The 25507-nt window shown below is 70.9% G+C and carries 20 protein-coding genes; 12 read left to right on the top strand and 8 right to left on the bottom strand.

Features of this window, described 5'->3' with window-relative positions; translation table 11 throughout:
• Positions 1-111: 111 nt before the first annotated feature.
• From CHC09_RS24445 to CHC09_RS24435, 3 genes are read right to left on the bottom strand one after another with little or no spacing between them, the layout of a single operon-like run.
• A complete protein-coding gene (locus CHC09_RS24445) occupies positions 112-954 on the bottom strand; it encodes a bifunctional DNA primase/polymerase (protein WP_089295500.1) in 843 nt (280 codons plus the stop codon).
• Between the two features lie 16 nt (positions 955-970).
• A complete protein-coding gene (locus CHC09_RS24440; RefSeq protein WP_089295499.1) occupies positions 971-1987 on the bottom strand; it encodes a beta family protein in 1017 nt (338 codons plus the stop codon).
• Positions 1988-2023: 36 nt separating this feature from the next.
• Complete coding sequence (locus CHC09_RS24435) at positions 2024-3319, bottom strand: AAA family ATPase (RefSeq protein ID WP_089295498.1); 1296 nt, start codon at positions 3317-3319, stop codon at positions 2024-2026.
• Positions 3320-3570: 251 nt separating this feature from the next.
• Here CHC09_RS24435 and CHC09_RS24430 point away from each other — a divergent pair, with 251 nt between their 5' ends.
• Positions 3571-3942: a hypothetical protein gene (locus tag CHC09_RS24430; RefSeq protein ID WP_089295497.1), complete on the top strand. Its 372-nt coding sequence runs from the start codon at positions 3571-3573 to the stop codon at positions 3940-3942.
• A gap of 90 nt (positions 3943-4032) precedes the next feature.
• Positions 4033-4413 carry a YbaB/EbfC family nucleoid-associated protein gene (locus tag CHC09_RS24425; protein WP_089295496.1) on the top strand — a complete coding sequence of 127 codons (381 nt, stop codon included), beginning with the start codon at positions 4033-4035 and terminating at the stop codon, positions 4411-4413.
• Between the two features lie 499 nt (positions 4414-4912).
• On the opposite strand, the gene CHC09_RS45395 is transcribed toward CHC09_RS24425, so the two are convergent.
• Positions 4913-5113, bottom strand: a complete 201-nt coding sequence (locus CHC09_RS45395) for a hypothetical protein (protein ID WP_143232507.1) — start codon at positions 5111-5113, stop codon at positions 4913-4915.
• A 103-nt stretch (positions 5114-5216) separates the two neighbouring features.
• On the opposite strand from CHC09_RS45395, the gene CHC09_RS24420 reads away from it, so the two are divergent.
• The 6 genes from CHC09_RS24420 to CHC09_RS24395 all read left to right on the top strand — a co-directional run bounded on the left by CHC09_RS24420 (position 5217) and on the right by CHC09_RS24395 (position 14446).
• Entirely contained in the window at positions 5217-5885 is a 669-nt protein-coding gene (locus CHC09_RS24420; RefSeq protein WP_089295495.1) for a hypothetical protein, read from the top strand.
• Between the two features lie 108 nt (positions 5886-5993).
• The gene (locus tag CHC09_RS48475; RefSeq protein WP_089295494.1) at positions 5994-10250 is read left to right on the top strand and encodes an AAA domain-containing protein; all 4257 of its coding nucleotides are present in this window, start codon (positions 5994-5996) and stop codon (positions 10248-10250) included.
• A 338-nt stretch (positions 10251-10588) separates the two neighbouring features.
• Positions 10589-12274 (top strand): EAL domain-containing protein, encoded by a 1686-nt coding sequence (locus CHC09_RS24410; RefSeq protein WP_089295493.1) that lies wholly within the window; start codon positions 10589-10591, stop codon positions 12272-12274.
• 19 nt (positions 12275-12293) lie between these two features.
• Entirely contained in the window at positions 12294-12683 is a 390-nt protein-coding gene (locus CHC09_RS24405) for a cupin domain-containing protein (protein WP_089295492.1), read from the top strand.
• Between the two features lie 190 nt (positions 12684-12873).
• The gene (locus CHC09_RS24400) at positions 12874-13329 is read left to right on the top strand and encodes a MarR family winged helix-turn-helix transcriptional regulator (protein ID WP_089295491.1); all 456 of its coding nucleotides are present in this window, start codon (positions 12874-12876) and stop codon (positions 13327-13329) included.
• Positions 13330-13360: 31 nt separating this feature from the next.
• A complete protein-coding gene (locus CHC09_RS24395; RefSeq protein ID WP_089295570.1) occupies positions 13361-14446 on the top strand; it encodes an S-(hydroxymethyl)mycothiol dehydrogenase in 1086 nt (361 codons plus the stop codon).
• On the opposite strand, the gene CHC09_RS24390 is transcribed toward CHC09_RS24395, so the two are convergent.
• Complete coding sequence (locus tag CHC09_RS24390; protein WP_089295490.1) at positions 14443-15816, bottom strand: MGH1-like glycoside hydrolase domain-containing protein; 1374 nt, start codon at positions 15814-15816, stop codon at positions 14443-14445. The genes CHC09_RS24395 and CHC09_RS24390 overlap by 4 nt on opposite strands.
• Positions 15817-16313: 497 nt before the next feature.
• Here CHC09_RS24390 and CHC09_RS24385 point away from each other — a divergent pair, with 497 nt between their 5' ends.
• From CHC09_RS24385 to CHC09_RS47785, 4 genes are all read left to right on the top strand, one after another.
• Complete coding sequence (locus CHC09_RS24385) at positions 16314-17420, top strand: FAD-dependent monooxygenase (RefSeq protein WP_089295489.1); 1107 nt, start codon at positions 16314-16316, stop codon at positions 17418-17420.
• Between the two features lie 137 nt (positions 17421-17557).
• Positions 17558-19315 carry an aa3-type cytochrome oxidase subunit I gene (gene ctaD, locus CHC09_RS24380; RefSeq protein ID WP_089295488.1) on the top strand — a complete coding sequence of 586 codons (1758 nt, stop codon included), beginning with the start codon at positions 17558-17560 and terminating at the stop codon, positions 19313-19315.
• A 215-nt stretch (positions 19316-19530) separates the two neighbouring features.
• The gene (locus CHC09_RS24375) at positions 19531-20850 is read left to right on the top strand and encodes an MFS transporter (RefSeq protein ID WP_089295487.1); all 1320 of its coding nucleotides are present in this window, start codon (positions 19531-19533) and stop codon (positions 20848-20850) included.
• A 546-nt stretch (positions 20851-21396) separates the two neighbouring features.
• Positions 21397-22524: an LLM class flavin-dependent oxidoreductase gene (locus tag CHC09_RS47785; RefSeq protein ID WP_089295486.1), complete on the top strand. Its 1128-nt coding sequence runs from the start codon at positions 21397-21399 to the stop codon at positions 22522-22524.
• 429 nt (positions 22525-22953) lie between these two features.
• On the opposite strand, the gene CHC09_RS24365 is transcribed toward CHC09_RS47785, so the two are convergent.
• The 3 genes from CHC09_RS24365 to CHC09_RS24355 are packed head-to-tail and all read right to left on the bottom strand — an operon-like array spanning position 22954 to position 25369.
• Positions 22954-23508: a GNAT family N-acetyltransferase gene (locus CHC09_RS24365; RefSeq protein WP_373871952.1), complete on the bottom strand. Its 555-nt coding sequence runs from the start codon at positions 23506-23508 to the stop codon at positions 22954-22956.
• Positions 23492-24073, bottom strand: coding sequence for an isochorismatase family protein (locus CHC09_RS24360; RefSeq protein ID WP_089295485.1), 582 nt, complete (start codon positions 24071-24073; stop codon positions 23492-23494). The genes CHC09_RS24365 and CHC09_RS24360 overlap by 17 nt, the downstream gene beginning before the upstream one ends.
• Positions 24074-24082: 9 nt before the next feature.
• Entirely contained in the window at positions 24083-25369 is a 1287-nt protein-coding gene (locus CHC09_RS24355; RefSeq protein WP_089295484.1) for a nicotinate phosphoribosyltransferase, read from the bottom strand.
• Positions 25370-25507: the final 138 nt, after the last annotated feature.

The following is a 25507-nucleotide window of genomic DNA, read 5'->3' as shown; positions in this document are numbered from 1 at the left end:
CCGGTAACCCAATCGGTTAACCCGTCCCCTCATCCATGCCATCGCCGCAGCTCGGTGCCGTTTTCTGGCATTCGTGCCGATCTGCTCCGGCAGGGGTGATCTTCCCGACTGTCACGCCACGTGGCCCGGAGTCCGCAGGAACGGCTGCCGCGTGCCCGCCGCCATCCCGGAGCGGATCGTGCCGCGGATCTCGGCCTGGCCCAGCCCGGCGGAGCGTGCCGCCGCCTCCAGTTCGCGCCGCACCGTCCCGGCGTCGAGCAACCCGGCGCCGACGAATCGGCCCAGCGCGAACGCCGCCCGGTTCAGCGTGTCGTTGCGGCACCCGACGACGGCCCGTGCCACCCGGTCGGCCTCGGCGTCGAGCGCCGCCTCCGCGTACCGGTCCGGGTGGGCGACCGGCCGCGCCGGAGCCGGCGGCGGCCCGGCGATCATGGCGCGGAGCGCCGCCGGGCTGACCGGCAGCGCCGGCCCCGGCCGGCGGATCCAGGTGTACCCGGCGCCGGTCGCGTGCCGGGAGGGCGGCGCCAGCACATACCCACCCGTGCCGCGCCAGTCCAGGCCGGGCAGCACGCGGACGCGGTTGCCGTAGCCGGTCGGGCGGAACCACAGGTGGCGGCCGCCCGACCCGGTGCGCACCTGCGGACCGGGCGGGACCTCGTCGTCGAGCAGATGGCGCAGCCCGTGCCAGCCCTCCGCCGAGTCGACGTCGGCCACATCCATCACCACGCCGGTGCGCAGGCCCAGGTTGGCCCGGGGCCAGTACGTCCACCAGAGCTCGATCTGGCGCGGATCGGTGCTCGCCTCGTTCACCCCGTGCCGCAGGCGCGGGTGCTTGCCAGGGCTGTCGCAGTGGTCTCGTCGACTGCAGGAGCAGACACCGTCCCGGTCAGGGGTATGCACCGGCAGGACCGGGATGCCGTGCCGGGCGTACGCCAGGGCTGCCGTGAGCGACATTAGAACAAACGTACGACTAAATGGAGCGCTCCGGTAGGGTCCTCAGAACGTGCGAGATGTGGTGCGAGGTGCCCCAGGCGATCCAGCTCGCCGAGCTCCCGGCGCCCCGGGCGGTGCGTGCCCGCCGGGCGATCTCGGCGTCCCCCCAGGAGAACCGGGCGCCCGCGGCCGGCCACTGCGGCGAGGTGACCAGGGTCCGGCACAGGTCGTGGCACCGGTCGTCGCTGCGCCCGCCGCGCCGCGCCCAGCGGTAGATCCACCAGTCCCGCTCGGTGGTGTACCGCAGGGTCGGCAACTGGCGGTGATGTTGCACGCCGAGCCGCCGGACCGGGGAGGTGACGCCGTAATCCGCGTACCCGATCCCCGGCTCGCCGAGCCGTGTCCACACCCGGGCATCCAGCCGGCCCACCGCGACCGGCCGATCGGTGGGCAGATCGTCGAGGTTGGGCGGCATCGCGCCGGAGGCGACGCTGACCGAGCGCCACGGCATCGTCCGGGCCCAGCGCAAAACCCGGCGCGCCCGCTCCTCGACCTCGTCGGCGTGCGCCAGGCAGGCCGTCTCGGCCAGGTCGATCAGCAGATCGACCTCGTGCGGTTCGAGCGCGGTGGTGGCCAGCACCCGGTCGGTGACCGCGTCCGCCTGTGCCGGGTTGCCGGCGTCGGCGTGCGGTTGCAGGCGCAGCACCGCGTGGCGGCGGTGCATCCGCGCGGCCAGGCCGTGTGCCACCAGGCGGCGACCGCTTTCGGCCGGCCTGAGCACCGGCACCATCGCCACACCCAGCCGGGCCAGTCGCTCCGCCACCGGGAGCGGCTGATCCGCCGCGGTGGCCTGCTCCGGCACGTTCCCGAAGTCGAGGGCCAGCGCCTCGCTCCGTGGTCGCAGCTCGCGGATCAGCGGGAGGATGCTGATCGCCGGGTCCAGCTCGACGATCGGCAGGACCCGCCCGGCGTCCTCCGCGGTGAGGTGCGCCAGCGCTGTGAGCTCACCACGACGTGGCCGCAGAATCGGCCGATAAGCCCCGGTGGGCGTCATGCCACCACGGTAGCCGGATCGATGGTTACCTGTGGGTTACGTCCGATATAAATGCGCCAGCATCGATTGATTCGCCTCCCAGCCGTCCGGGAACTTGACCGGCACGTTCAGGTGCACCGGCTCGGTCGAGGGGTGCGCGTCGAGCAGCTCCGGGATGCCGGACCGGGCGACCACCACACAGGCGTGCCGGTGCCGCGAGGTGAGCACGCAGAGGCGCCCGGACTCCAGGTGGAACGCGGTGGCGTCGCGCCGGCCGGAGAGCGGGTGCAGCACCACGGTCAGGTCGTACTCCCGGCCCTGCAGGCGGTTCGCGGTGTCGACGGTGATGCCGGCCGCTTCCGGGGGCAGCAGCGCGCGGATCGCGGCCGCCTGGTCGCGGTGCGCGGCCCCGATCGCGATCCGGGACGGCTCGAGCGCGCCGCTCCCGGCCTCCGACTCGGCCACCCCGCCCCTGGCCAGCGCCCGCGCGGCGAGCTGGGCGCAGGCGTCGGCGGCCTCCGCGTCGGTCCGCACGGTGAATCGCGCCGGCAGCTCGTGCAGCCCCCACCCGGTCCGCGCCGCGGTGTCCAGCACCCGGTCGAGGGCGGTCTCGGCGGGCCGCTCGAAGGCCAGCGCGCGGTCGTCCGGACCGGTGCCCGAGCGGAAGCCGGTGAACGGGTAGAACGCCTCGGCCACCACCGGCGCGGCGGACGCCGGCAGCCGCCAGGAGACCGGCAGCCGGTGCACCGGCAGCTCCGGATTGTGCCGCAGCAGCACGGCCACGGCGCTCTGCGTCGGGTCCCAGGACAGGCCGGTCCAGCGCTCCACCTCGACGGTGGAGAACGGGTCGAGCTGACCGGGATCGCCCACGAACAGCGCCCGCTCGAAGCGCGGGGCGACTCGCAGCAGCGCGTCCGACCGCATCTGGTAGGCCTCGTCGACGATCGCCCACGGCCAGCTGCCCTCGGCGACCGTGGCCCACTTGGCCGCCGTGCCGATGGTGATCGCCGGCGAGCCGAGGTCGGGCACCTTGGCCGCGACGCGGCAGCTCGGATGCTCCTTGACCCGATCGGTGCGCTCGTAGTCGACTGCGGACAGCCGGCCCACGGTCACCTCGGGCGAGCGCGCGCCGAGCCGCTCGATCAGGTCGTCGACCTGCTCATTCGTCTGAGCCACGATCATCAGCGGCTCGCCGGTCGCGGCCAGCTCCCCGGCCGCGCGCACCACCAGCGTCGACTTGCCGGCGCCGGGTGGTGAGTCGACGACGACTCCCCGGTGCCGGCCGGAGCGGAGATCGCCGAGCACCCCGGCGATCACGGCGGCGGCCTCCTCGGCCGGACTGACTGAACTCACCCGGGCACGGTAGCGCGGCCCACCGACAGGACCTCCGGATCGCCGCTTCCCACCAGGGGTTTCCACGGGCCGCGGTGGTGCCGAAAAGTCCCGTTCACATTCGGATGGGGGGAAACCGTGCCCGAAAGGGTGCTCCGGTCGTACCGGGAAAGGGTTTGAACGTGTCGGCGCCTTGCCTGGAAAGGGACAATCGCGCCGCGGGCGCGGCACGTCCCTGGTGGAAACGTTTTGTAGGTACGCTGCGCCCTGCCATGGATCATCATGAATGGGATTGGCCGGCGCTGAAGCTGGCGGCGTTGCGGCTCGGCCGGAGGCTGGCGGTACTGGTCCCGGCCTCGCAGCCGCACCGCTGGTCGTTCGTGCACATCGTGCCCAGCGGCCGGTCCGCGGACGAGGCCTCGATCCGGGACGGCACCGTGCGCAGCGACTCCGGGCGCAGCTTCCTGATCACCCACTGGGAGTACGAGGCGGACCGGCTGGAGGGCTACGACCACGATCCAGGCGTGGTCCGGCTCCGTCGGGCGGAGGCCGCCGACGAGTCTGAACTCCTCGCTGTGCTGCGCGAATGGCGTCTCCCGCCGGACGACTTCGACTACTCCTGGGACACCGTCGACCCCGGCTGAGTTCCGGTTGTCCACAGGCTCCTCCGTGATCTCCCGCGCGCCGCTAGCGTCAGCCGGGCGAACTCGTGACGGTGAATGGGAGGCGGAGCCATGCTCGATGCCCGGAATCTCGACGACGTCCGGTCCTGGATCGAGGAGTGGCGGTCCGGGCTCGCGGAGCGGGCCCACTGGGCGCGTGAGCTGTCCGCCCGGGTCCATCGTCTGTCCGGGACGGCGCGAAGTCCGGACGGGCTGGTCAGCGTGACGGTCGGGCCCGGCGGCGAGCTGGTCGGACTGGAGTTGGAGGAGGGGGTCCGGGGGCGCGCGGCGACCGATATCGCCGCGGAGATTCGGGCGACGGTGCGGGCGGCGCGACTGGCGTTGGCCGATGCGGTACTGACGGCGACCGAGAAGGCCGTCGGAGCCGAATCGGCGACCGGGCGTGCGGTGGCCGCGGCGTATGCGACGCGCGATTCCGGGCGGTCCTTCTGAATGGCTTCACGTCACAGGTTCAATGAATTCTCCGGGCGGCCGTGATACGTCTGCTTCTTCCCGGTGTGCAATTGTTCGTTCCAGGTCGAGATTCGGCGCGGCGACCGGCGAATTGTGTGCTGTTTGTTGCGGATCGAGGCCGCCATTCCCGCTCGGAGTGACGGCCGGGGCCGGATGGGTTGCCAAGAGCCCTCCAGCGGCTCGGACCGGGGTGAGGGCGGCGGATCAAGATCAGATTGGCGGCGGACCTGTGAGAACGTTTGCAGCGCGTTTTGGATCAACGAACAGATGTTCTGACGGGTATCCGACAGTTGAGCCATCGTCGGTCGGGCGAACGTCAGGGGTTTGCCCGGTTGCGAGACTCGCGGCCCGCAGTAGTGGATCTAGGTGAAAAGACGGCGCACCGGATGGAAGATCTTTCTGTCCGTTCGGTCCACTTCGGAGAGTCCGATATCGCGACCCGGCCGAGCGACCGGCTCGCAGGTCGCAGACTATTTGATCAAGGATGGTGAAAGGATGTTTCCTTGCCTGTCACCGGCCGGAAATAAGTTCCGTGTTCAATATCGGGTACAGGGAAAAGCGAAACCGGCCTGCAACTTGCGCGTGCGGTTCGCTGCGCAAGTTGCAGGTTTCGTTGTTTCTCAGCTTGATGCCCCGTCGTGGTGGCTATCCTTTGGTCGACCTGCGCGATTTCATTCATGCTTGTTTTTATGATCTCGCCGCGGCCCCTTCCAGTCGATCATTGGAAGTGCAACTCTTCTAGCCAGCGGTGACGTCGACATCACGGACGGTGGTGGTGGGGAATGCGTCCAGACGTTCTTATCGGTCCGAGCGATTGGCTGGTCGAGCAGTTCGGTGACAAGGTCGCCGACGAGCTGTGGACCCGGGTCCCCGAGGCACTGAGCACAGCGATCGACCGTGAGGTGCACGCGCATCCGGCCATGACCCAGACTGCGGAGCGCGTGCTGGGCAATCCTCGCTGGCCACTGCCCTACGAGGAGCTGGTGCTCTTCCTCGGCACGCTGCCGGGCGCCGAGATCATCAGCGTTCCCAAGTCCGTCTATCAGCTGGTCCTGATCAACGGCCACATCGTCGTCCCGTGGTGCTATGGCCAGTCCGCGCGCCTCTCGATGGCCGACGCCGAGGTCGGCCGCTCGTTCGGCCGGCTCGCCCGCGAGTTGCTCGGCCGGTTCGGGCCGCCGTGGCGTCGCTCCCCGGTGGAGGCGCCGCTCCCGCTGGACGCGGTCGACGAGCGCGAGGTCGCCAAGATCTGCGCGGCCATCGCCCAGATCGAGCCGAAACCGGAGGTGGTCATCGCCGGTTACGCCGGAGCGCCGAACCTCGGCCTGCTCCGCGCCTGCCTGGGCGAGGTCAAGTCCACCGACAACGGCACGCTCAACTGGAGCCACCTTGACGACCTGCCGCTCCCGCCCCCGGTCATCCCGCGTCCCCGGCGCATGCAGTTCCCCTGAGCGGCAGGCGCCCTGAAGCCTCCGCTCGCGGCTGGCCGGAGCCGCCCGGTGGACGCCGCCCTCCCGCCCTGGGCGGCGCCCACCGGTTCCGCCTCTAGACTCCACGGGATGGAGTCGTCCACGACGATCCGCGACCGGGCTGTCGCGGTCGCCGACTACCTTCTCGCGGTGCGTGCCCTGATGGACCGCCCCGCCCGTACGGTGCCGTCCGACGCGTTCTGGTTGGACACTCTGCCGACGCATCCGGACTGCCAGGCCGGTCCCGGCGCCGACGGTGCCTCCTGGCTGCGGGTCGGCCGTCCCGAGCTGCCGCCCCCGGTGCCCGTCCCCGCCGCCCTCCGCCGCCGGCTGCGCGGCGACGTCACCGCGAACGTCGAACCCGCCGCCGAAACCGGGACGCCGACCGCCGAGACCTCCGGAGCAGAGTCGGGAGAGGCGCCCGCGGATGACTTCGAGACCTGGCGCGACGGGACCTGGCGGCCCTGGTCGCTGCAGACCGCGGCCGCTGAGCAGACCCGTGAGCTGCATCGAAGACTCTTCGACCGGATGCACCAGCTCGACATGGCCACCGCGACCACCGAGCTGGTCTGGGGCCACGGCATCCTGGAGATCACGATCGACGGCGCCCGGGTCCGCTATCCCCTGGTCGCCACCCCGGTCCTGATCGAGTACGACCCGGACCTCGCACTGATCACGATCTCCCCGGCCGGCCCGTCCCGCCTGCAGATCGACGCCCTGCACGGCCTCGACGAGCGCCACGTCGCCCAGCTGCAGGGCCTGGCCGGCCCAGGTGGCGTGGTCGAGGCGGACCTCTGGAACGACTTCGAACGCGGCGAGTTCTTCGAGCGCGCCATGACCCGCCTCGGCCACGACCGGGTGGTGCTCAAACCGGGGGAGAGGTACTGGAGCGAGAAGAGCGAAGGGGAGGGGGCGTCCACTTTCGTGCGCGACACCGCCGTCCTCTTCGCCCGTCCCCGCCAGCGCCACCTCCGCGGCTTCCTGGAGAACCTCCGCAACCGGCTCACCGCCGAGCACGCGACCGACGGGGTCGGTTCGCTGGCCGCGATCCTCGCCCACGAGCCGAGCCGCCTCACCATGCCCGACGATCACCCGGAGAGCTGGGAGCGCGTCGGCGGCCGCCTGCTCATGCCGCTCCCCACGAACGAGGCCCAGGAGTCGATCGCCCGCCGCCTCGCCCACCACCGCAACGTGGCCGTCCAGGGCCCGCCCGGCACCGGGAAGACCCACACCATCCGCAACCTGATCTGCCATCTGATGGCGAACGGCAAACGGGTCCTGGTCGTCGCGCAGAAGGAGGAACCACTCCGGGTGCTCCGCGACGGCCTCCCCGAGGAGGTGCGGGCGCTCTGCCTGGCGGTTCTCGGCCGAACCACCGACCAACTGGTTCAGTTGCAGCTGGCCGCGCGGGAGCTCTCCGACCGGGCCGCGACCCTGGACCAGGACGCCGAGGCGCGCCGGGTGGCACACCTCACCGCCTCGCTGGAGGAGGCGGAGCGCGAGCTGGCCGCGGCGACGGCGGGGCTGCGGCTGATCGCCGAGAGCGAGGCGGTGACGTACCAGATCGGTGGGGTGAATCTGCTCCCCGCCGAGGTCGGCGCCTGGCTGCGGGAGCGTGCCGCCGCGCACGGCGGCATCCCGGACCCGGTCGCGGGCCCGCCCCCGCTGACCATCGAGGACTTCGCCACGCTGCTCAAGCTGGCCGCCCGGCTGACGCCGGACGATCGCGCCGCGTCGATGCGGCCGCTGCCGGAGATCATGGATCTTCCGGACGCCGCCGCGGCGGCGGCCCACCGGGCCGAGATCGCCGCGGCGCGGGAGCGGCTGTCCCGGTTGGCGGACCAGGGCGTCGATCTGGCTTTCGTACGTGCGGAGCAGCGCACCGCCCACGCCGAGCTGACGAACGATCTCCGCGAGGCGGTGTCCTGGCTGCGCCGCCGCGAGGGCACCTGGACCGACCGGCTCGGCCGGTTGATGGACGACCAGCACTGGCGCACCCTCTGGGCGGATCACGTGGCCACCGTGGCGGCGCTGCTGGACGAGCTGGCGTCCAGCGCCCGGGAGCAGGCCGGACACCCCGTGGTGATCGGCGAGTCGCTGCTCGCCGAGCCGAAGCTGCTGCTCAGCAGACTCGCCGAGATCCGCGTGCGGTTCGCCGCGGGCAAGGGCCTGAACCGGCTGCTGCAGGCCGGGCTGTTCCGGGTCGCCGAGGAGATCCGGGTGGACGGCGAGCCGATGCGCACGGCCGACGACGTCGACCGGGTGACCGCCCGGGTGCGTCGCAGGCAGGCGCACCGCCGGCTCGGTGACGTCTGGATGGACTGGGTGGAGCGGCTGCGGATCGACGAGCCGACCGGCGGCTGGACCGACCCGGAGGTGTGGGCCGGCGCGCTGCTCGCCGAGGCGGCGCAGTCGCTCGAGTTCGATCTGCGGCGGTGGTCTCCGCTGGTGGAGCGGGTGACCGCGTACGTACCCGGGATCGATCTCGAACTGGATGCCGGGCGCCTCTCGGCGGTCGCCGAGTTGGTCGACGGCGCCGGCGAGGTCTTCGCCTTCGACCAGGCGCTGGCCGAGGAGCGGGCGGTGGCCGAGCGGCTGGCGCCGTGGCCGGAGCTGGCCGAGGCGTGGGAGAGCCTGGCGGGGTGGGACGAGGCGGTCGCGGAGGTCCGGCGGGTGGCTCTGCTGCAACCGGACGTGCTGCGTTTTCACGCCATGTACGACCGGCTGGTGGCCGTCGCCCCGGAGTGGGCCGCCAAGATCGCAACGGGCGAGCACCCGGTGGTCTCCGGGCAGGCCTGCCTCGAGGCGTGGGAGTGGCGGCGCGCGCAGACCTGGTTCGACAACGTGGTCGGTGACATCGATCCGGCGGTGCTCAGCCGCCGGGTCGAGCGGGCCCGGTCGAGGATCCGGCGGCTGACCGGTGACCTGGTGGTCGCTTCGGCCTGGCTGGAGGTGGCGCGGGCGCTGGACGACCGGCGGCGGGCCGCGCTGGCCGACTGGACCACCGCACTTCGCAAGATCGGTAAGGGGACGGGGCGCGGCGCCGCGCTCTGGCAGGCGTACGCGCAGCGGGCGATGGAGTCCGCGGTGACCGCCGTGCCGGTCTGGGTGATGTCGGTGGACCGGGCGATCGAGCAGTTCGCCGGCGGCGCGAAGTTCGACGTGGTGATCGTCGACGAGGCGTCCCAGGCCGACCTCTTCGCGCTGCCGGTGCTGTCGCTGGCCGAACGGGCCGTGGTGGTCGGCGACGACCAGCAGATCGGTCCGCAGTTGAGTTTCGTCGGGCCGGTGCACGGGCTGATCCGGCGGCATCTGGCCGATGTGCCGTCGGCTGAGCATTTCGATCCGGAGTCGTCGCTCTACGATCACGCCGTGCGCCGCTCGCCGGAGCGGATCCTGCTCACCGAGCACTTCCGCTGCGTGCCGCAGATCATCGACTTCTCCTCGCGGCACTACTACGACGGCAAGATCAGGCCGCTGCGGGCGGACCGGCCGGCGCTGCCGCCGATCCGCGCCGAATACTGCGCCGCGGGGGTACGGCAGAACCTGTCCGGCGTCGGCGACGTCAACCCGGCGGAGGCGGACGCGCTGGTGGACCGGATCACCAAGATCATTGCGGATCCCCGGTACGACGGACGGACGCTCGGTGTGATCAGCCTGCTGAGCCGCAGCGGGCAGGCGAGTCACCTGCTCACCCGGATCCGCGAGGCGATCGGTGAGGACGAGATCCAGGCGCGCCGGCTGCGGGTCGGTGACGCGTACACGTTCCAGGGCGACGAGCGCGATGTGGTGCTGGTGTCCATGGTGGTGTCCGAGAATGATCCGCGGATCGCGGCGTTCACCAAGCGCGACTATCACCGGCGGATCAATGTGGCCGCGTCCCGGGCCCGGGACCAGTTGTGGATCTACCACTCGGTGCGGCCGGGGGCGCTGCTCGCGGATGACGCGCGGGCGCTGCTTCTGTCGTACGCGATGGAGTCGCCGGGTGAGGCCGCCGCGGCCGATCCAGCGGCCCGGTGCGAAAGCGATTTCGAGCACGACGTGCTGCGCCTGCTCGCGATCCGGGGTTACCGGCCGGTCCCGCAGTTCCGGATCGGCGGTTACCGGATCGACTTCGTGCTCAACGCGCCGGACGGCCGACGGCTCGCGATCGAGTGCGACGGCGAGGCCTATCAGGGGCTGGAGCAGTGGGAGAGCGACATGCGCCGGCAGGCGGTGCTGGAGCGGGTCGGCAACTGCGTCTTCGTCCGGATCCGGGGTAGCGTCTTCGCTCGCGAGCCGGAGGCGGCGATGCGGCCGGTCTGGCAGCGGATCGCCGAGCTGGAGATCACTCCCGGCGTCGAATGACGCTCACGGATTGCAATTGTTTCGGGACTTGGTGTACATATCGGCGGCAACTTGTGAACGCGAAATCGCTGAAGGTTCTCCAGTGAACACTTGCAGTGACTGTCCGTCATGGACAGCGCGACGCTTTTCGGTGGAATTGGACGGTAAAGCGGTCCACCGTTTGGTTGTTTCGCTACTCTGGATGGGCGATAATTCCCTGCTCCTGGGCTTGCTGGCGGATACGTCAAAACTTTGACTCTGGCGTCCACTGTTACTGCGGCCCGGTGACAGGTCGTAATAGGTGAGGGGTCTTTATTGGCTGGGGAAGCAGTCGTGCGCGAGGGGGGAGGTGGCGTCGGATGACCGTGCCCGAAGAACGGGAGCGATCGGTGTCGTCGACGGCCTCGCTGCCCGAGCCGCGCCTGCCGGCCGAGGACCGCGCCGCCTGGTTCACCTACACGACCGACAACGACCGGATCGTCTGGTCCGCGGCGCTCTCCGCGATGCTCGGCCGGCTGCCCACGAGCACCGAGGCGACCCGTCAGGTCCTGGCCCGCTACGTGCACCGCGACGACCTGGCCACCGTGCTCGGCGCGATCACCGAGACCTGGACCAGCCGGGCCGCCGTGCGGGTCACGGTCCGGCTGATGCGCGACGACGGCAGCTGGTTCGACGTCGACTGCCGGCTGGAGCCGATGACCAGCCCGGACGGCACCGTCCGGGGCATCCGCGGCACGCTCCGCGACGTCTCCGCCCGGGAACGAGCCCGACGTGAGGACGCCCGGCTCACCCGCCGCGGCGAGACCGTGCAGTCCTCGCTGATCGAGCCGGACCCGGCCACCGGCCTGCTGACCCGGGCCCGGTTCGCCGACGAGATCGACCGGGCGCTGCGCCGGGCCGCCGGCGCGGTGCTGGTGCTGCGGATCCAGGCCGAGGAGGCCGGCGACGGCGGCGAGGGGGTACGCCCCGAGCGCAACGCCGAGCTGCTGCACCGGACCGCCCGGCTGCTGGAGGACCGGGTCGGCCCGGATCGCCTGCTCGGCCGGGTCGGGACGAACGAGATCGCGGTGCTGCTCGACGCGACCAGCTGGGCGACCGCCCGCAAGCAGGGGAACGCGCTGGTCAAGTCGCTGCGCGGGGAGGACGGGGCGCGGGTCTGGGGCGGCCTGGTGCGGTTCCGGCCGGACGCCGAGGCGGGCAGTCACGACCTGCTGATCGACGCCGAGCAGGCCTGGCGGCAGTCACGGGAGGCGGACTGCCCGATCACCCTGGTCGCGCATCCGGTGCCGGCTCGGGACCGGCAGGGGTCGTACCGCAGCCGGGTTGCCAACGCGCTCGACACCGACCGCTTCACGCTCTACTCCCAGCCGATCCTGGAGTTGCAGACCAACCGGGTGACCCGGCACGAGCTGCTGCTGCGAGTGCTGGACGAGACGGACGGCCCGCAGTCCCCGATCCACGTGCTGGACACCGCCGAGCGGCTGGACGCGGTCTTCGACATCGACCTGTGGGTGGTGGAGCGGGCCATGCGGCTCGCCGCCGAGCAGCCCGGGATGGGCCTGCAGATCAATCTCTCCGGCCGCTCGGTCGGCGATCCACGGCTGACCGCCGAGGTGGAGCGCCTGCTCACGCAGTACCGGGTGAACCCGGAGCAGCTCACCTTCGAGATCACCGAGACCGCGCTGATCGGCAACCTGAGCGAGGCCCGCCGATTCGCCGACCGGATCCGTGATCTGGGCTGCTCGCTGGCGCTGGACGACTTCGGCTCGGGCTACGCGTCGTTCCGCTACCTCCGGCTCTTCCCGATCGACCTCGTCAAGATCGACGGGGAGTACGTCGTCGATCTGGTCGACAACCCGCAGGACCAGGTGCTCGTGCGGGCCCTGGTGCAGGTGTGCCAGGCCTACGGGATTCACACCGTCGCCGAGTTCGTGCAGGACGAGCCGACCCTGCGGATGTTGCGTGAGCTGGGCGTCGACTACGTACAGGGCTATCTGATCGGTCGCCCCTCACCCGTCGTCCCGGGCGGGTTGCACAACGCCTGAGGTGGGTAAGCGTCCTCGCATGGAGCACTTCACGATCGCCACTGTCGCGGAGCAGAGCCCGGACTTCCGTCGCGTTCTGTGGACCGGAAAGCACACCCAGCTTGTCGTCATGACCATCCCGCCGGGCGGCGAGATCGGCGAGGAGGTCCACGAAGTGGACCAGATCCTCACCTTCGTCAGCGGGGTCGGTAAGGCCGTCGTCTCCGGTGCGACCCGGGCGGTGGCCCAGGGCGACCTGGTCGTCGTGCCGGCCGGCCACAAGCACAACTTCCTCAACGAGGGGCCGAACCCACTGGTCCTCTACACCGTTTACGGCCCGCCGGAGCACGCCGACGGCGCGGTGCACAAGACGAAGGAGGAAGCGGAGGCGGCCGAGGAGGCCGGTAAGGACGAGCCGCCCACATCCTGAGCCTGAGGCGCACGACGCCGGAACCGGCCGAGGCCCCCCAGCCAGCCGGTTCCGGCGTCGTGTCGAGGTGGAAAGTCCTCGGACAGCGTACTCGCTGAGGTTCACGTAAGTCGATCGATTCGGTGACTCGCCGTGGATTGCTGTCCGCCCGGCCCATCCGGGACTGTCCGAACGCTACTAATGTGCCAGCATGGACAAGCCCCGCTGGTTGACCCCGGAGCAGCAGGCGGCCTGGCGACGGCTGGTCGAGGTGCTGGTCAAGGTGCCCGCCGCGCTGGAGACCCAACTGCAGCGGGACGCCGGTCTCACCCACATGGGCTACCTGGTCATGATGACCCTCTCCGAGCATCCGGAACGCCGCCTGCCGATGAGCCACCTGGCGAAACGCGCCTGCGCCTCGCTCTCCCGGCTCTCCCACGTGGTGGCCCGGCTGGAGGAGAAGGGCTGGATCCGGCGCGAGCGCGACCGGGGTGACGGCCGGGTGCAGATCGCGGCGCTCACCGACGAGGGTTACGCCAAGGTGGTGTCGACCGCGCCGGGTCACGCCGAGGCCGTCCAACAGCTGATCTTCGACCGGTTGACCCCCGCGCAGGTACGTCAGCTGGGCAAGCTGACCGAAGCGCTGCTGGACCAGCCGCCGGAGTGAGAAGGTGTCGTCGACTAGGAGGGTGTTCGGCATGAGCCAGCTGGTTCGGGGCGTTGTCGCCAGGGGGAAGGGCAAGCCGGTCGAGGTGACCACGATCGTGGTGCCCGACCCGGGGCCGGGCGAGGCCGTGGTGCGGGTCAAGACGTGCGGGGTGTGCCACACCGACCTGCACTACCGCGAGGGCGGGATCAACGACGACTTCCCGTTCCTGCTCGGACACGAGGCGGCCGGTGTCGTCGAGTCGGTCGGCGCCGGCGTGACCGACGTGGCGCCCGGCGACTTCGTGGTGCTCAACTGGCGGGCCGTCTGCGGCAACTGCCGCGCCTGCGACAAGGGCAAGCCGTGGTACTGCTTCGCCACCCACAACGCCGCGCAGAAGATGCGGCTGGAGGATGGCACCGAGCTCGCCCCGGCCCTGGGCATCGGCGCGTTCGCGGAGAAGACCCTGGTGCACGCCGGCCAGTGCACGAAGGTGGACCCGCGGGCCCGGGCGGCCGCGGTCGGCCTGCTCGGGTGCGGCGTGATGGCCGGCCTGGGCGCGGCGATCAACACCGGGGGTGTGAGCCGCGGCGACTCGGTCGCGGTGATCGGCTGCGGTGGGGTCGGCGACGGCGCGGTGGCCGGCGCGGCGCTGGCCGGGGCCACCACGATCATCGCGATCGACACCGACGACCGGAAACTGGAGTGGGCCCGGGGCTTCGGCGCCACTCATACGATCAACGCGCGCGAGCACGATGTCGTCGAGCGGGTGCGGGAGCTGACCGGGGGCTTCGGCGCCGACGTGGTGGTCGAGGCGGTGGGCCGGCCGGAGACGTACCGGCAGGCCTTCTACGCCCGGGACCTGGCCGGCACCGTGGTCCTGGTCGGCGTACCCACCCCGGACATGAAGATCGAGCTGCCGCTGCTCGACGTCTTCGGCAGGGGCGGCGCCCTCAAGTCCAGCTGGTACGGCGACTGCCTGCCCAGCCGGGACTTCCCCATGCTGACCGAGCTCTACCTGCAGGGCCGCCTCGACCTGGACGCCTTCGTCACCGAGGAGATCCCGCTCGACGGGGTCGAGCGGGCCTTCGCCAAGATGCACACCGGTGACGTCCTGCGCTCGGTCGTGGTCTTCTAGCCGGTCCTCGAATAGGCGGGCGCCGACCGGTCGGCCAGCAGGTCCAGGCAGAGCGCCGCGGTCCAGCTGAAGGTCGGCGCCCCGAGCCCCACCCCGGTCTCCGGGTGGAAGTACTCGTAGTGCCCGTGCTCGTGCACCAGACGCAGCAGGGCCCGGCGCAGCTGCTCCGCCTCGCCACGGAAGCCGTGCACCTGCATGCCCCGGCGCAGCAGCCAGTTCACATTGATCCAGACCGGGCCGCGCCAGTAGCGGTGAGCGTCGAAGAACGCGGCGGTCCGGTCCGTGCTCGGCGCCGGCAGCCCGAACCGCTCCGAGCGGGCCTCCGTCATGATCGCCTCGACCTGATCGGCGGGCAGGTCCGGCAGCATCAGCGGGAGCAGGCCGTTGACGCAGCGGGCCGGCCCGAGCCGGCCGGTGCGGGCGTCCCGGACCCGGAACGTGCGGCTGACCGGATCCCAGAGCCGCCGGGAGAGGGCCGCGGTGATCTCCCGCGCCCGGTCCCGGTGCCGCCGGGCGTCGGCGGTCCGCCCGAGCACCCCGGCGATCTGGGTGAGAGCCAGCTCGGCGACGCCCAGGATGCTGTTGAACGCGGGGCACTCGACGGCGAACGGGTGCCGCTGCACCAGTTCGGTGTCCGAGTACCCGCCGTCCCGGTAGTTGAGGACCAGCCCGACGTAGCGGGCGTAGTCCTGGTCGGTGGGTCGGTGTGCGGCGTCCGCCACGGCCAGGTCCCGCCGCCGGTAGTGCTCCAGCAGCGTCAGGTCGGCCGGCACCTCGGCCAGCGCCTGGTCCCAGGCCGGGCTGTTGTCCAGGCCGGACTCCCACGGGTGCACGATCGAGGCCAGCCCGCCGCCACCGGCGTCCCGCCGCTCGGTGAGGTACTCCTGCTGGGCCACCAGGCGCGGATACAGCCAGGCCAGCTCGGTGCGGGCCTCGCTCGCGCAGGCCGCGCCGTGCGCCGCGGCGTGCCGGTAGACCTCCCAGGCGGCGAGCGCGTGCAGCGGCGGCTGGACGATGCCGGTGCTCCGCCGCGCCGGGCGGCCGGCCAGGACGGGCACGTTCCAGAAGCCCGGGCCGGGGAAGTAGTCGTCCTCGGCGGTGGCCGGGTCGAAGACGATGTGCGGGACCCGGCCGTCCGGCCACTGCGCCTCGAACAGGCCGCGCAGGTCGCGCCAGGCTCGGGTGGGGTTGACGTAGGCCAGGCCGACCGCGATGAACGCGGTGTCCCAGCTCCACTGGTGCGGATAGAGGCGGCGGGACGGCACCGTGTGGTCGCCGGACCAGTTGGTGTCCAGCACGCGTACCGCGGACTGCCACAGCTCGGCGGAGGGGTCGGGGACGGCGACGGGGGCGGAGGGTTGTGGATGCATGCTGAGGTCGGGGCCCTTTCCACCGCGGTCGCAGGCTTTCCCCCGCCATCGGACGAGCCGCGGTGTTTCTGAACGGAGTGCCGGTTGCATCTTCGGTACCGCCGTCGCGGGGCGTGCAACCGGGGTGCTCCCGATTCGCCGTGCCGGCCCGGGGCACAGACCGGGCTCCGCTCGCGGCGGCCGCTAAATGTCATACCCCGGTGGTTGAGTGTCCACATGCTCTCGTCGGTTGCTCTGCCGCGTTTTTCGGGACTGCCCGCCGCCGCTCCGCCGGCCGAACTGCGTCGGGTCATCCGGGCGCGCCGGGCGGTCGCGTTGGCCCGGGCCGGTCGCGCCTTCGCCACTGTGGAGCCACCCGTCGGCGTGACGCCGAGATGGGCGGGAGGGCCATGCCCAGTGCAAACCGGACTCGATGTTGATCGTGGGTTTCCCGCGACGGTGGCACGCGGTAGTGTTCTGGCTCCGACGCGTGTCCATCGACAGGAAGGCGTTGGCTGATGACCTTGCGCATCCTCGTGGTGGGCGCCGGCATCGCCGGCCTGGCCGCGGCAAGAGGCTTGCGGGTCGCGGGCTTCCGGCCGGATGTGGTGGAGGCGCTGCCCGCCACCATGAGCCCCAGCGCCGGGATCTATCTGCCCGGCAACGCCTCCCGCGCGCTGCGCCTGCTCGGCCTGGATGTCCCGCTGCGCCCGCTGGGTGACCTGATCTTCCGGCAGGTCTTCTTGGACACCCGCGGCCGCGACCTGTTCGAGATGGACGTGGCCGCGCTCTGGGCCGGCGTCGGTGAGTCGCGTGCGCTCTCCCGGTCCGACCTGCAACAGGTGCTGCTCACCGGTGTCGGCGGCGAGGTCCGCTACGAGACCGAGGTGCGCGACGTGCAGATCATCGAGGGCGCCGCCAAGGTCGAGTTCTCCACCGGCGCCATCGCGGAGTACGACCTGGTGGTCGGCGCCGACGGCCGCCGCTCGACGATCCGCGACCGGATCGGGCTGGGCGGCCCGGCCACCCCGACCGGCCAGATCGTCTATCGCTCGGTGGTCTCCGGCGGCCCGCCGCTCACCGACTGGACGGCGGTGCTGGGCCGGCGGGCACAGTTCGTCGCGATGCCGATGGGCGGTCGCAAGATCTACTGCTACGCCGACGAGACCGCGCCGGAAGCACCGGACCCGACCGACCCGTGCGAGCGGCTGCGCGAGATCTTCGGGTCCTTCGGCGGCCCGGTTCCGGCGATCCTGGAGCGGATCGAGAAGGTGTCGGTCGCCCGCACCGACGAGGTCGTCCTGCCGTCCTGGTCACGCGGGCCGGTGCTGCTGGTCGGCGACGCGGCGCACGCCACCGCGCCGACCCTGGCCCAGGGCGCGGCGATGTCCTTCGAGGACGGCTGGGTGCTCGGTCAGGAGTTGAAGGCAGCGCAGGGGGACATCCCGGCCACCCTCCGGGCCTACGAGCAGCGGCGCCGGCCGCGCTGCGGCGAGGTGCGCGACCGCACCCGCGAGCGGGACCGGGCCCGGGACGTGCCACCGTCCCTCCGCGACCCGATGCTGCGCCGCCGCGGCCGCCGGATCTTCACCGACCACTACCGCGGTCTGACTCCACCCGTCTAACCGGTCATGTTCGTCCTGGGTGGCCCTTTGGTCACCCCGCGACGGCCGGAGGTCGGTGGGGGACTATTCTGCCAGCGAGGTACGCCCCGATCTTCGGAGCGTGCTGAGTGGGACGAACGAGACAACGGAGGCAATTCGTGACGACCGTTGCGCCGTCGCCGATCGCGACCCGTCCATATCCGGTGCGGCGGACGGTCAAGGGTTCGGCATTTGCCCGGATCCTGCGCACGACGGACGCGAAGCAGATCGGGATCATGTACATGATCACCGCCTTCGTGTTCTTCCTTCTGGGCGGCCTCATGGCGCTGCTGATGCGCGCCGAGCTGGCCCGGCCCGGCATGCAGGTGCTGTCGCCCGAGCAGTTCAACCAGCTGTTCACCATGCACGGCACGATCATGCTGCTGTTCTTCGCGACGCCGATCGTGTTCGCGTTCGGCAACTATGTCGTACCGATCCAGATCGGTGCGCCGGACGTGTCCTTCCCCCGGCTGAACGCCTTCGCCTACTGGCTGTACCTCTTCGGCGGCCTGATCACCATCGGCGGGTTCCTCACCCCCGGTGGCGCCGCGGACTTCGGCTGGTTCGCCTACACCCCGCTGAGCGACTCGCTGCACTCGCCGGGCGTCGGCGGCAACATGTGGGTGGTCGGCCTCGCGATCTCGGGTCTGGGCACGATCCTCGGCTCGGTGAACCTGATCACCACGATCCTAACGCTGCGCGCGCCCGGTATGACCATGTTCCGGATGCCGATCATGACCTGGAACATGCTGGTCACGGCGCTGCTCGCGGTGATGGTCTTCCCGTTCCTGGCGGCCGCGCTCTTCGCGCTGGCGGCGGACCGTGTCCTCGGCGCGCACGTCTTCGACGTGGAGACCGGCGGCCCGATGCTCTGGCAGCACCTCTTCTGGTTCTTCGGCCACCCCGAGGTGTACATCATCGCCCTGCCGTTCTTCGGCATCATCACCGAAGTCATCCCGGTCTTCAGCCGTAAGCCGGTCTTCGGTTACAAGGGCCTGGTCGCGGCGACCCTGCTGATCGGTGCCCTGTCGATGTCGGTGTGGGCGCACCACATGTTCGTCACCGGCCAGGTGCTGCTGCCGTTCTTCAGCTTCCTGAGCTTCCTGATCGCGGTCCCGACCGGCATGAAGTTCTTCGTCTGGATCGGCAGCATGTGGCGCGGCCAGATCAGCTTCGATCCGCCGATGCTCTTCGCGATCGGCTTCCTGGTGACGTTCCTCTTCGGTGGCCTCTCCGGCGTGCTGCTGGCCTCCCCGCCGATCGACTTCCACGTCTCCGACTCGTACTTCGTGATCGCGCACTTCCACTACGTGCTCTTCGGCACGATCGTGTTCGCGGTCTTCTCCGGCATCTACTTCTGGTTCCCGAAGATGTTCGGCCGGTTCCTGGACGACCGCCTCGGCAAGGTGCACTTCTGGCTCACCATGATCGGGTTCCACACCACGTTCCTGGTGCAGCACTGGCTCGGCACCGAGGGCATGCCCCGGCGGTACGCCGACTACCTGCCCGGCGACGGCTTCACCACGCTGAACACGATCTCCACGATCGGCTCGTTCATCCTGGGCCTGGCCACCCTGCCGTTCCTCTACAACGTGTGGAAGTCCTACAAGGTCGGCCGGATCGCGGTCGCCGACGACCCGTGGGGCTACGGCAACTCCCTGGAGTGGGCGACCAGCACCCCGCCGCCGCTGCGCAACTTCGACCGGATGCCGCGGATCCGCTCCGAGCGGCCCGCCTTCGACCTGAAGTTCCCGGAGCTCGCGGCCGGTGAGCAGTCGATCGCCGGCCCGCCGGAAGGCGGCGCCCGCCCGCTGACCCACGAGTCCGACGGCGGCGCGACCTACCAGGAAGACGTCGAGTCGAGCCGGGGTCACTGACCTCCCTGAACAGCCCGCCCTCCGTCCGGAGAGCGGGCTGTTTCGTTCCCTTCGATGAACGGCCTGGTAGCCACCCCCGGCGAGCGGGCCGTTTCGTTTCCGGAGTGTTGCGACGGTTTTCCACGTGATGCCCGATTGCGGGCGTGAGCTGCACTAAAGCCCTTGGTTTCTGTCGTACCCCTGCGGCAGTATCGGCGGCGGAGGTCAGGATCGTCATGCTGCTCAAGCCTTACCGGGAAACCCTCGCTCTGCCTAAGGTCATATCCGTTCTCGTGGTCGCCACGCTCGCCCGGATCCCGATCGCGGCCGCCGCGGTGGTGCTGACGCTGCACGTCAAGCTTGACCTCAACCTCGACTACGTAGAGGCCGGCCTGGTGGGTGCGGCCGCCACCATCGGCGGTGCGTTCGGCGCCCCGGTGATGGGCCGGCTCATCGATCGACGTGGGCTGCGCCCGGTGCTGGTGCTGACGACCGTCGCCGAGGTGATCTATTGGCTGGTGGCGCAGGCGTTGCCGTACTGGGCGCTGGTCCCGGCAGCCGTGGTCGGTGGTTTCCTGGCCCTGCCGGCGTTCTCGGTGGCCCGGCAGTCGATCGCCGCGCTCACCCCCGAGTCACACCGGCTACCCGCCTTCGCCCTTGACTCGATGACCACCGAGCTGTCGTTCATGGCCGGTCCGGCCCTCGGTGCGCTGGTCGCCGCCAGCGCCGGTCCCCGCGTCGCGATGCTGGCCCTGGGCGTCGGCATCCTGCTGGCCGGGATCGGCCTGTGGCTGCTCAACCCGCCCATCCGGGCCGACCATGAGGCCCCGGTCTCGGCCGGTGAGCGGGTTGATCGGCGGGAGTGGCTCAAGCCCAGGTTCGTCGCCGTGCTGGCCGTCACGATGGCCGCCACGGTGGTGCTCGCCGGCACGGACATCTCAGTGGTGGCCGTGCTGTACGCCGCCGACGAGGTCCACTGGATCGGTCTGGTGATGTCACTCTGGGCGCTGTTCTCCCTGATCGGCGGCTTCGCGTACGGAACGGTTCGCCGCGGCCTGCCAGCCTTGGCACTCCTCGCTCCGATGGCGTTACTGACCATCCCGGTCGGTTTCGGCGGCTCGCACTGGTGGCTGCTGGCCGCCCTGCTGATCCCGGCCGGTGCCCTCTGCGCCCCGACGATCACCGCCAGCTCCGACGCGATCAGCCGGATGATCCCGGCGGCGGCCCGCGGTGAGGCGATGGGCCTGCACAACTCGGCACTCACCGTCGGTGTCGCCCTGGGCGGTCCGGTGGCGGGTCTGGCCATCGACACCTGGGGCCCGAAGTGGGGCTTCGTCGCGGTCGGTGCGGTCGGCGTGCTGGTCGCCCTGCTCGTTCTTCCCGCCGAGCTCCGCCGGCGCCGCGCGACCTCGTCCGAGTCGGCCACCGTCCCCGAGCTCGACCCGCCGGTGGCGCCGTCGCCTGCGGACGCCGAGCAGGCCGCCGCCGCCGCGCTCCACGACGCCGAACTGTCCGCAGCCCGAGCCGAAGCTGAGTCGGCCACCACGCGGCGCTGAGTCGGCCACCACGCGGCGCTGAGTCGGCCACCACGCGGCGTTGAGTCGGTCGTTGTGCGGCGGTTGAGTTGGTTGTCAGGCAGCGCTGAGTAGGCCGTCGGGCGGCTTGAGTCGGTGGTCCGGCGGCGTTGAGCTGGCCGCCAGGCGGAGTTGAACTTGCCGCTGGGCCCGCTGCTTTCGGGTGCTAGCCTTCCGCGCTTCCCTATGCCCGCCTCCGGATTCCTCCGGATCACCCGGGCTGTTTCTCGCTGCCCGCTGTCGCTGCCCGCTGTCGCTGCCCGCTGCCCGCTGTCGCTGCCCGCTGTCGCTGCCCGCTGTCGCTGCCCGCTGTCCCTGCCGCTGCCTGTTGCCCAGCGCCTGGCGCCGGGTTGGTCGCCACCACGGCGAAAACGGGGTTGGTGGGGATCGGTGTGGTGTGTAAGTTCGGTGAGGAACTCCGAATCTTCGGGCCTTGGATACATGTCGCAGATGGGCCCGTGACCTCGCCATGAGCGGGGAGGAGGTGGCGACGTTAGTTGTTGCTACCTGCCTTTCGAGGAGAGTTTCATGGAAATCGGCCTTGGGCTGCCCATCAGTGACCCCGCCCGCCTGCCGGAGTGGGCCCGGCTCGCCGAGGAACACCGGTTCGCCACGCTGGCCCTGCTGGATCGCCTCGCCTACGACAATCCCGAACCGCTGACCGCCCTCGCCGTGCTGGCCGGCGTGACCAGCCGGATCCGGCTGCAGACCGAGGTGCTGCTCGGACCGCTGCGGTCGACGGCGCTGCTGGCCAAACAGGTCGCCACCCTGGACCGGATGTCGGCGGGCCGGTTCGTACTCGGCATCGGCATCGGCGGCCGGGAGGATGACCACGCGGCGGCCGGAGTGCCGATCACGCGACGGGGACGCATCCTCGACGCGCAACTGGCCGACCTGCGGAAGATCTGGAACGGCGAGCCCTACCGCGAGGCACACCCGGCCGGGATGACGCCGTCGATGACGGCCCCGGGGGCGATTGACGGGGTGACGTCGTTGACGATGGCCTCGGGCGTGGTCGATGGGGTGACGCCGTTGACGACGGTCTCGGGTGTGGTCGACGGGGTGACGTCGTTGACGACGGCCTCTGGCGTGGTTGACGGGGTGACGCCGTCGATGACGGCCTCGAGCGTGATTGACGGGGTGACGCCGTCAACGACGACGCCGGGCGAGGTCGACGCGGAGAGGCCGTCGAAGATGACGCCGGGTGTGATCGCTTCAGAGGCGTGCATCGGACCGAAACCGATCACGGCAGGCGGCCCGCCCATCCTGATCGGCGGGTTCGCTCCAGAGGCGTTGCGGCGGATCGCCCGTTTCGCCGACGGGTTCATCTGCGCGGCACCGCTAGCCTGGGCGGGCGGCTTGGTCCGTACTGTGAACGAGCAGTGGGACGAAGCCGGCCGGACCGGCCGTCCCCGCCTGGTCTGCCAGATCAACGTCGCGGTCGGCAGCCCCGGGACGATCGAGCGTGGGCGCCGGGCGGTCGCCGACTACTACGCCTTCACCGGCCGGCCAGGCTGGGGTGCCCCGCTGACCGATCCGGTCCAGATCGCCGACACGGTCGCGGCCTACCGGGAGTTCGGTGCCGACGAACTGATCATGTACTGCTACGCCGACGACCCGCACCAGGTCGAGCTCTTGGCCGAATTCGTCCACTGATCTCGGTCCGGGCCCGAGCTGTCCCCACCCGCCTCGCCGCGGAAAGACCACGGGTACCGCCGTGGGAACTCCAGGTGCATGAAACCCAGGGGCGTTGCCGTCGGATTTCCAGGTACGTGAAGCCGGGGGCGCGGTCGTTGGATTTCTACGTACCTGGGGCCGGGGCGTTGCCGTCGGATTTCCAGGTACGTGAAGCCGGGGGCGCGGTCGTTGGATTTCTACGTACCTGGGGCCGGGGCGTTGCCGTCGGATTTCCAGGTACGTGAAGCCGGGGGCGCGGTCGTTGGATTTCTACGTACCTGGGGCCGGGGCGTTGCCGTCGGATTTCCAGGTACGTGAAGCCGGGGGCGCGGCCGTCGGATTTCCACGTACCTGGAGCCGGGGCGCTGCCGTCAGAATTCCAGGTACCTGAAGCCGGGGGTACCGCCGTCAGAACTCCAGGTACATCACGTGTAGGCCGACGCGCCCGAGCGTGGGGTGCTGGAAAGCACGCGGAACCGTTCCGACGATCTCGAAACCCAGACGGCGGTAGACGGCCACCGCGGCCGTGTTCGAAGCCGCGACGGCGTTGAACTGGATCCCGGCGTACCCCTGGGCCTTCGCCCAGTCGATCGCGAAGCGGCAGAGGGCCGTGCCGACACCCCGGCCACGGCCCTCTGCCGCGACCATGAAGCTGGCGGTGGCGACGTGCGCGCCGGGCCCGGCCCGGTTCGGACCCATCTTCGCGGTGCCGGCAATGCGCTCGGGCGACGTTTCATCCCCGGGTACGACCACGGCCGCCCCGGCGGCGACCACGGTCAGCCCCGGCGGCTGTTCCAGCCAGATCGCCCGTGCCTGCTCCTCGGTCATCGCCGGGTCGTAGGTGTAGGTGTCGGCGGCCCGGACCACCTCGCGCACGATCGGCCACACCCGCCCCCAGTCCGTCGCCACGATCGGCCGGATCACCGGCGCGGGCCGGCTGGACAGCTCAGGCGGGGTCGACAACCGGCGTCCCAGTCATGGCGACGGACGCCGCGCGGAACTGCTCGAGCGCCGCCTCCGTGGTCGCCTTCGCCACGCCGGCGGTGAGCTCCAGCAGCACCGTCGTCGCGAAGCCCTCGGCCGCCGCGTCCAGCGCGGTCGCCCGTACGCAATGGTCCGTCGCGATCCCGACGACCTCGACGTCGGTGACGCCTTTGCCGCGCAGCCACCCGGCGAGGGTCTCACCGTCCTCGGTCCGCCCCTCGAAGCCCGAGTACGCGGCCTGGTGCGCGCCCTTGTGGAAGACCGCCTCGATCCGGTCGGTGACCAGCTCGGAGTGGAAGTCGGCGCCGGAGGATCCGACCACGCAGTGTTCCGGCCAGCTGTCGACGTAGTCGGGGTGGTCGCTGAAGTGCGCGCCCGGGTCGACGTGGTAGTCCTTGGTGGCGACCACGTGGTCCCAGCGTCCGCCGGCCTTGTCGAGCACCAGCGTGATTCCCTTGGCGACCGCGGCGCCGCCGGTGACCGGCAGCGAGCCGCCCTCGCAGAAGTCGTTCTGCACGTCCACGATGATCAGCGCGCGTGACATGGCGAGCCCCTAAACGGTGGGAACGATGATGACCGGGATGGCCGGGTCACCCGCGGAGAGCTTGAGCCCCTCCCACGGGATGGAGATCAGGCACTGGCGCAGGTGTTCCCGGGATTCCTGCAGGGTGGGCCGCGGCTGCGCCTCACCGCCGAGGATGTAGGCGTGCTGGAGCAGCCGGTCGTTGGCTTTGTGGTCGGGGACCCCCTGGGAGACGATGATCTCCTCGGTGGCGGTGCCGGTGGGCTTGTGCCGGCGCACCGCGGTCTTGCGGCCGCCGACGGTCGCCTTGTTCTCCGAGCGCTTGACGACCGGACGGCCGGCCACCTCGACCAGCTTGTAGACCAGGCCGGCGGTGGGCGCGCCGGAGCCGGTGACGACCGCGGTGCCGGCGCCGTACATGTCGACCGGCTCGGCGGCGAGCGTGGCGATCGAGTACTCGTCCATGTCGCCGGAGACGATGATTTTGGTTTCCGTGGCGCCGAGCGAGTCGAGCAGCTCACGGGACTGCTGGGCGAGCACGGACAGGTCGCCGGAGTCGATCCGGACGGCGCGGAGGTCGGGGCCGGCGACCGCGATCGCGTTCCGGATGCCCTGGCTGATGTCGTAGGTGTCGACCAGCAGCGTGGTGCTCTTGCCGAGCGCCGCCACCTGCGAGCCGAACGCCGTCGGCTCGTCGTCGTGCAGCAGCGTGAACGCGTGCGCCGAGGTGCCGGTGGTCGGGATGCCGTACTTCCGGCCGGCCGCGAGGTTCGACGTCGAGGCGAACCCGGCCAGGTAGGCCGCCCGGGCGGCGGCGACCGCGGCCTGCTCGTGGGTGCGCCGGGAGCCCATCTCGATGATCGGGCGGCCCCGGGCGGCGGTGACCATCCGGGCGGCGGCGGCCGCGATGGCGCAGTCGTGGTTGAGCACCGACAGGATCAGCGTCTCCAGCACCACGCACTCGGCGAACTTGCCGGTGACGGTGAGGATCGGCGAGCCGGGGAAGAACAGCTCGCCCTCCGCGTACCCCTCGACGTCGCCGGTGAAGCGGTAGCCGGCCAGCCAGTTGGCGGTCGGCTGGTCGACCACGCCGGAGGAGCGCAGGTAGTCGATCTCGCCCTGGTCGAACCGGAACTCGGCGATCATCTCGATCAGCCGGTCGGTGCCGGCCATCACCCCGTAACGGCGCCCGGTGGGCAGCCTGCGGGCGAAGACCTCGAAGACGCACTGCCGATCCGCGGTGCCGTCCTTGAGCGCCGCGCTGATCATGGTCAGCTCGTAATGGTCGGTCATCAGTGCCGGCGCGATGCTCTCCACGGTCCTACCCTATTGCGCCCGTGTCGAAAGGCGGTCCGTGGTCCCGCCAAGCGGTCGGGGACCTGCGATCCGAGGGTCCGTGCAGCGGTGGTGACCCGCGGTTCGGCGCTCCGGTTCACAGGTACGGCGGAACCGGTG

The organism is Actinoplanes regularis (genome assembly GCF_900188005.1).
Classification (GTDB): Bacteria; Actinomycetota; Actinomycetes; order Mycobacteriales; family Micromonosporaceae; genus Actinoplanes; species Actinoplanes regularis.
The sequence above is the reverse complement of the archived record's forward strand: the minus strand, read 5'-3'. Positions and strand labels throughout refer to the sequence as shown.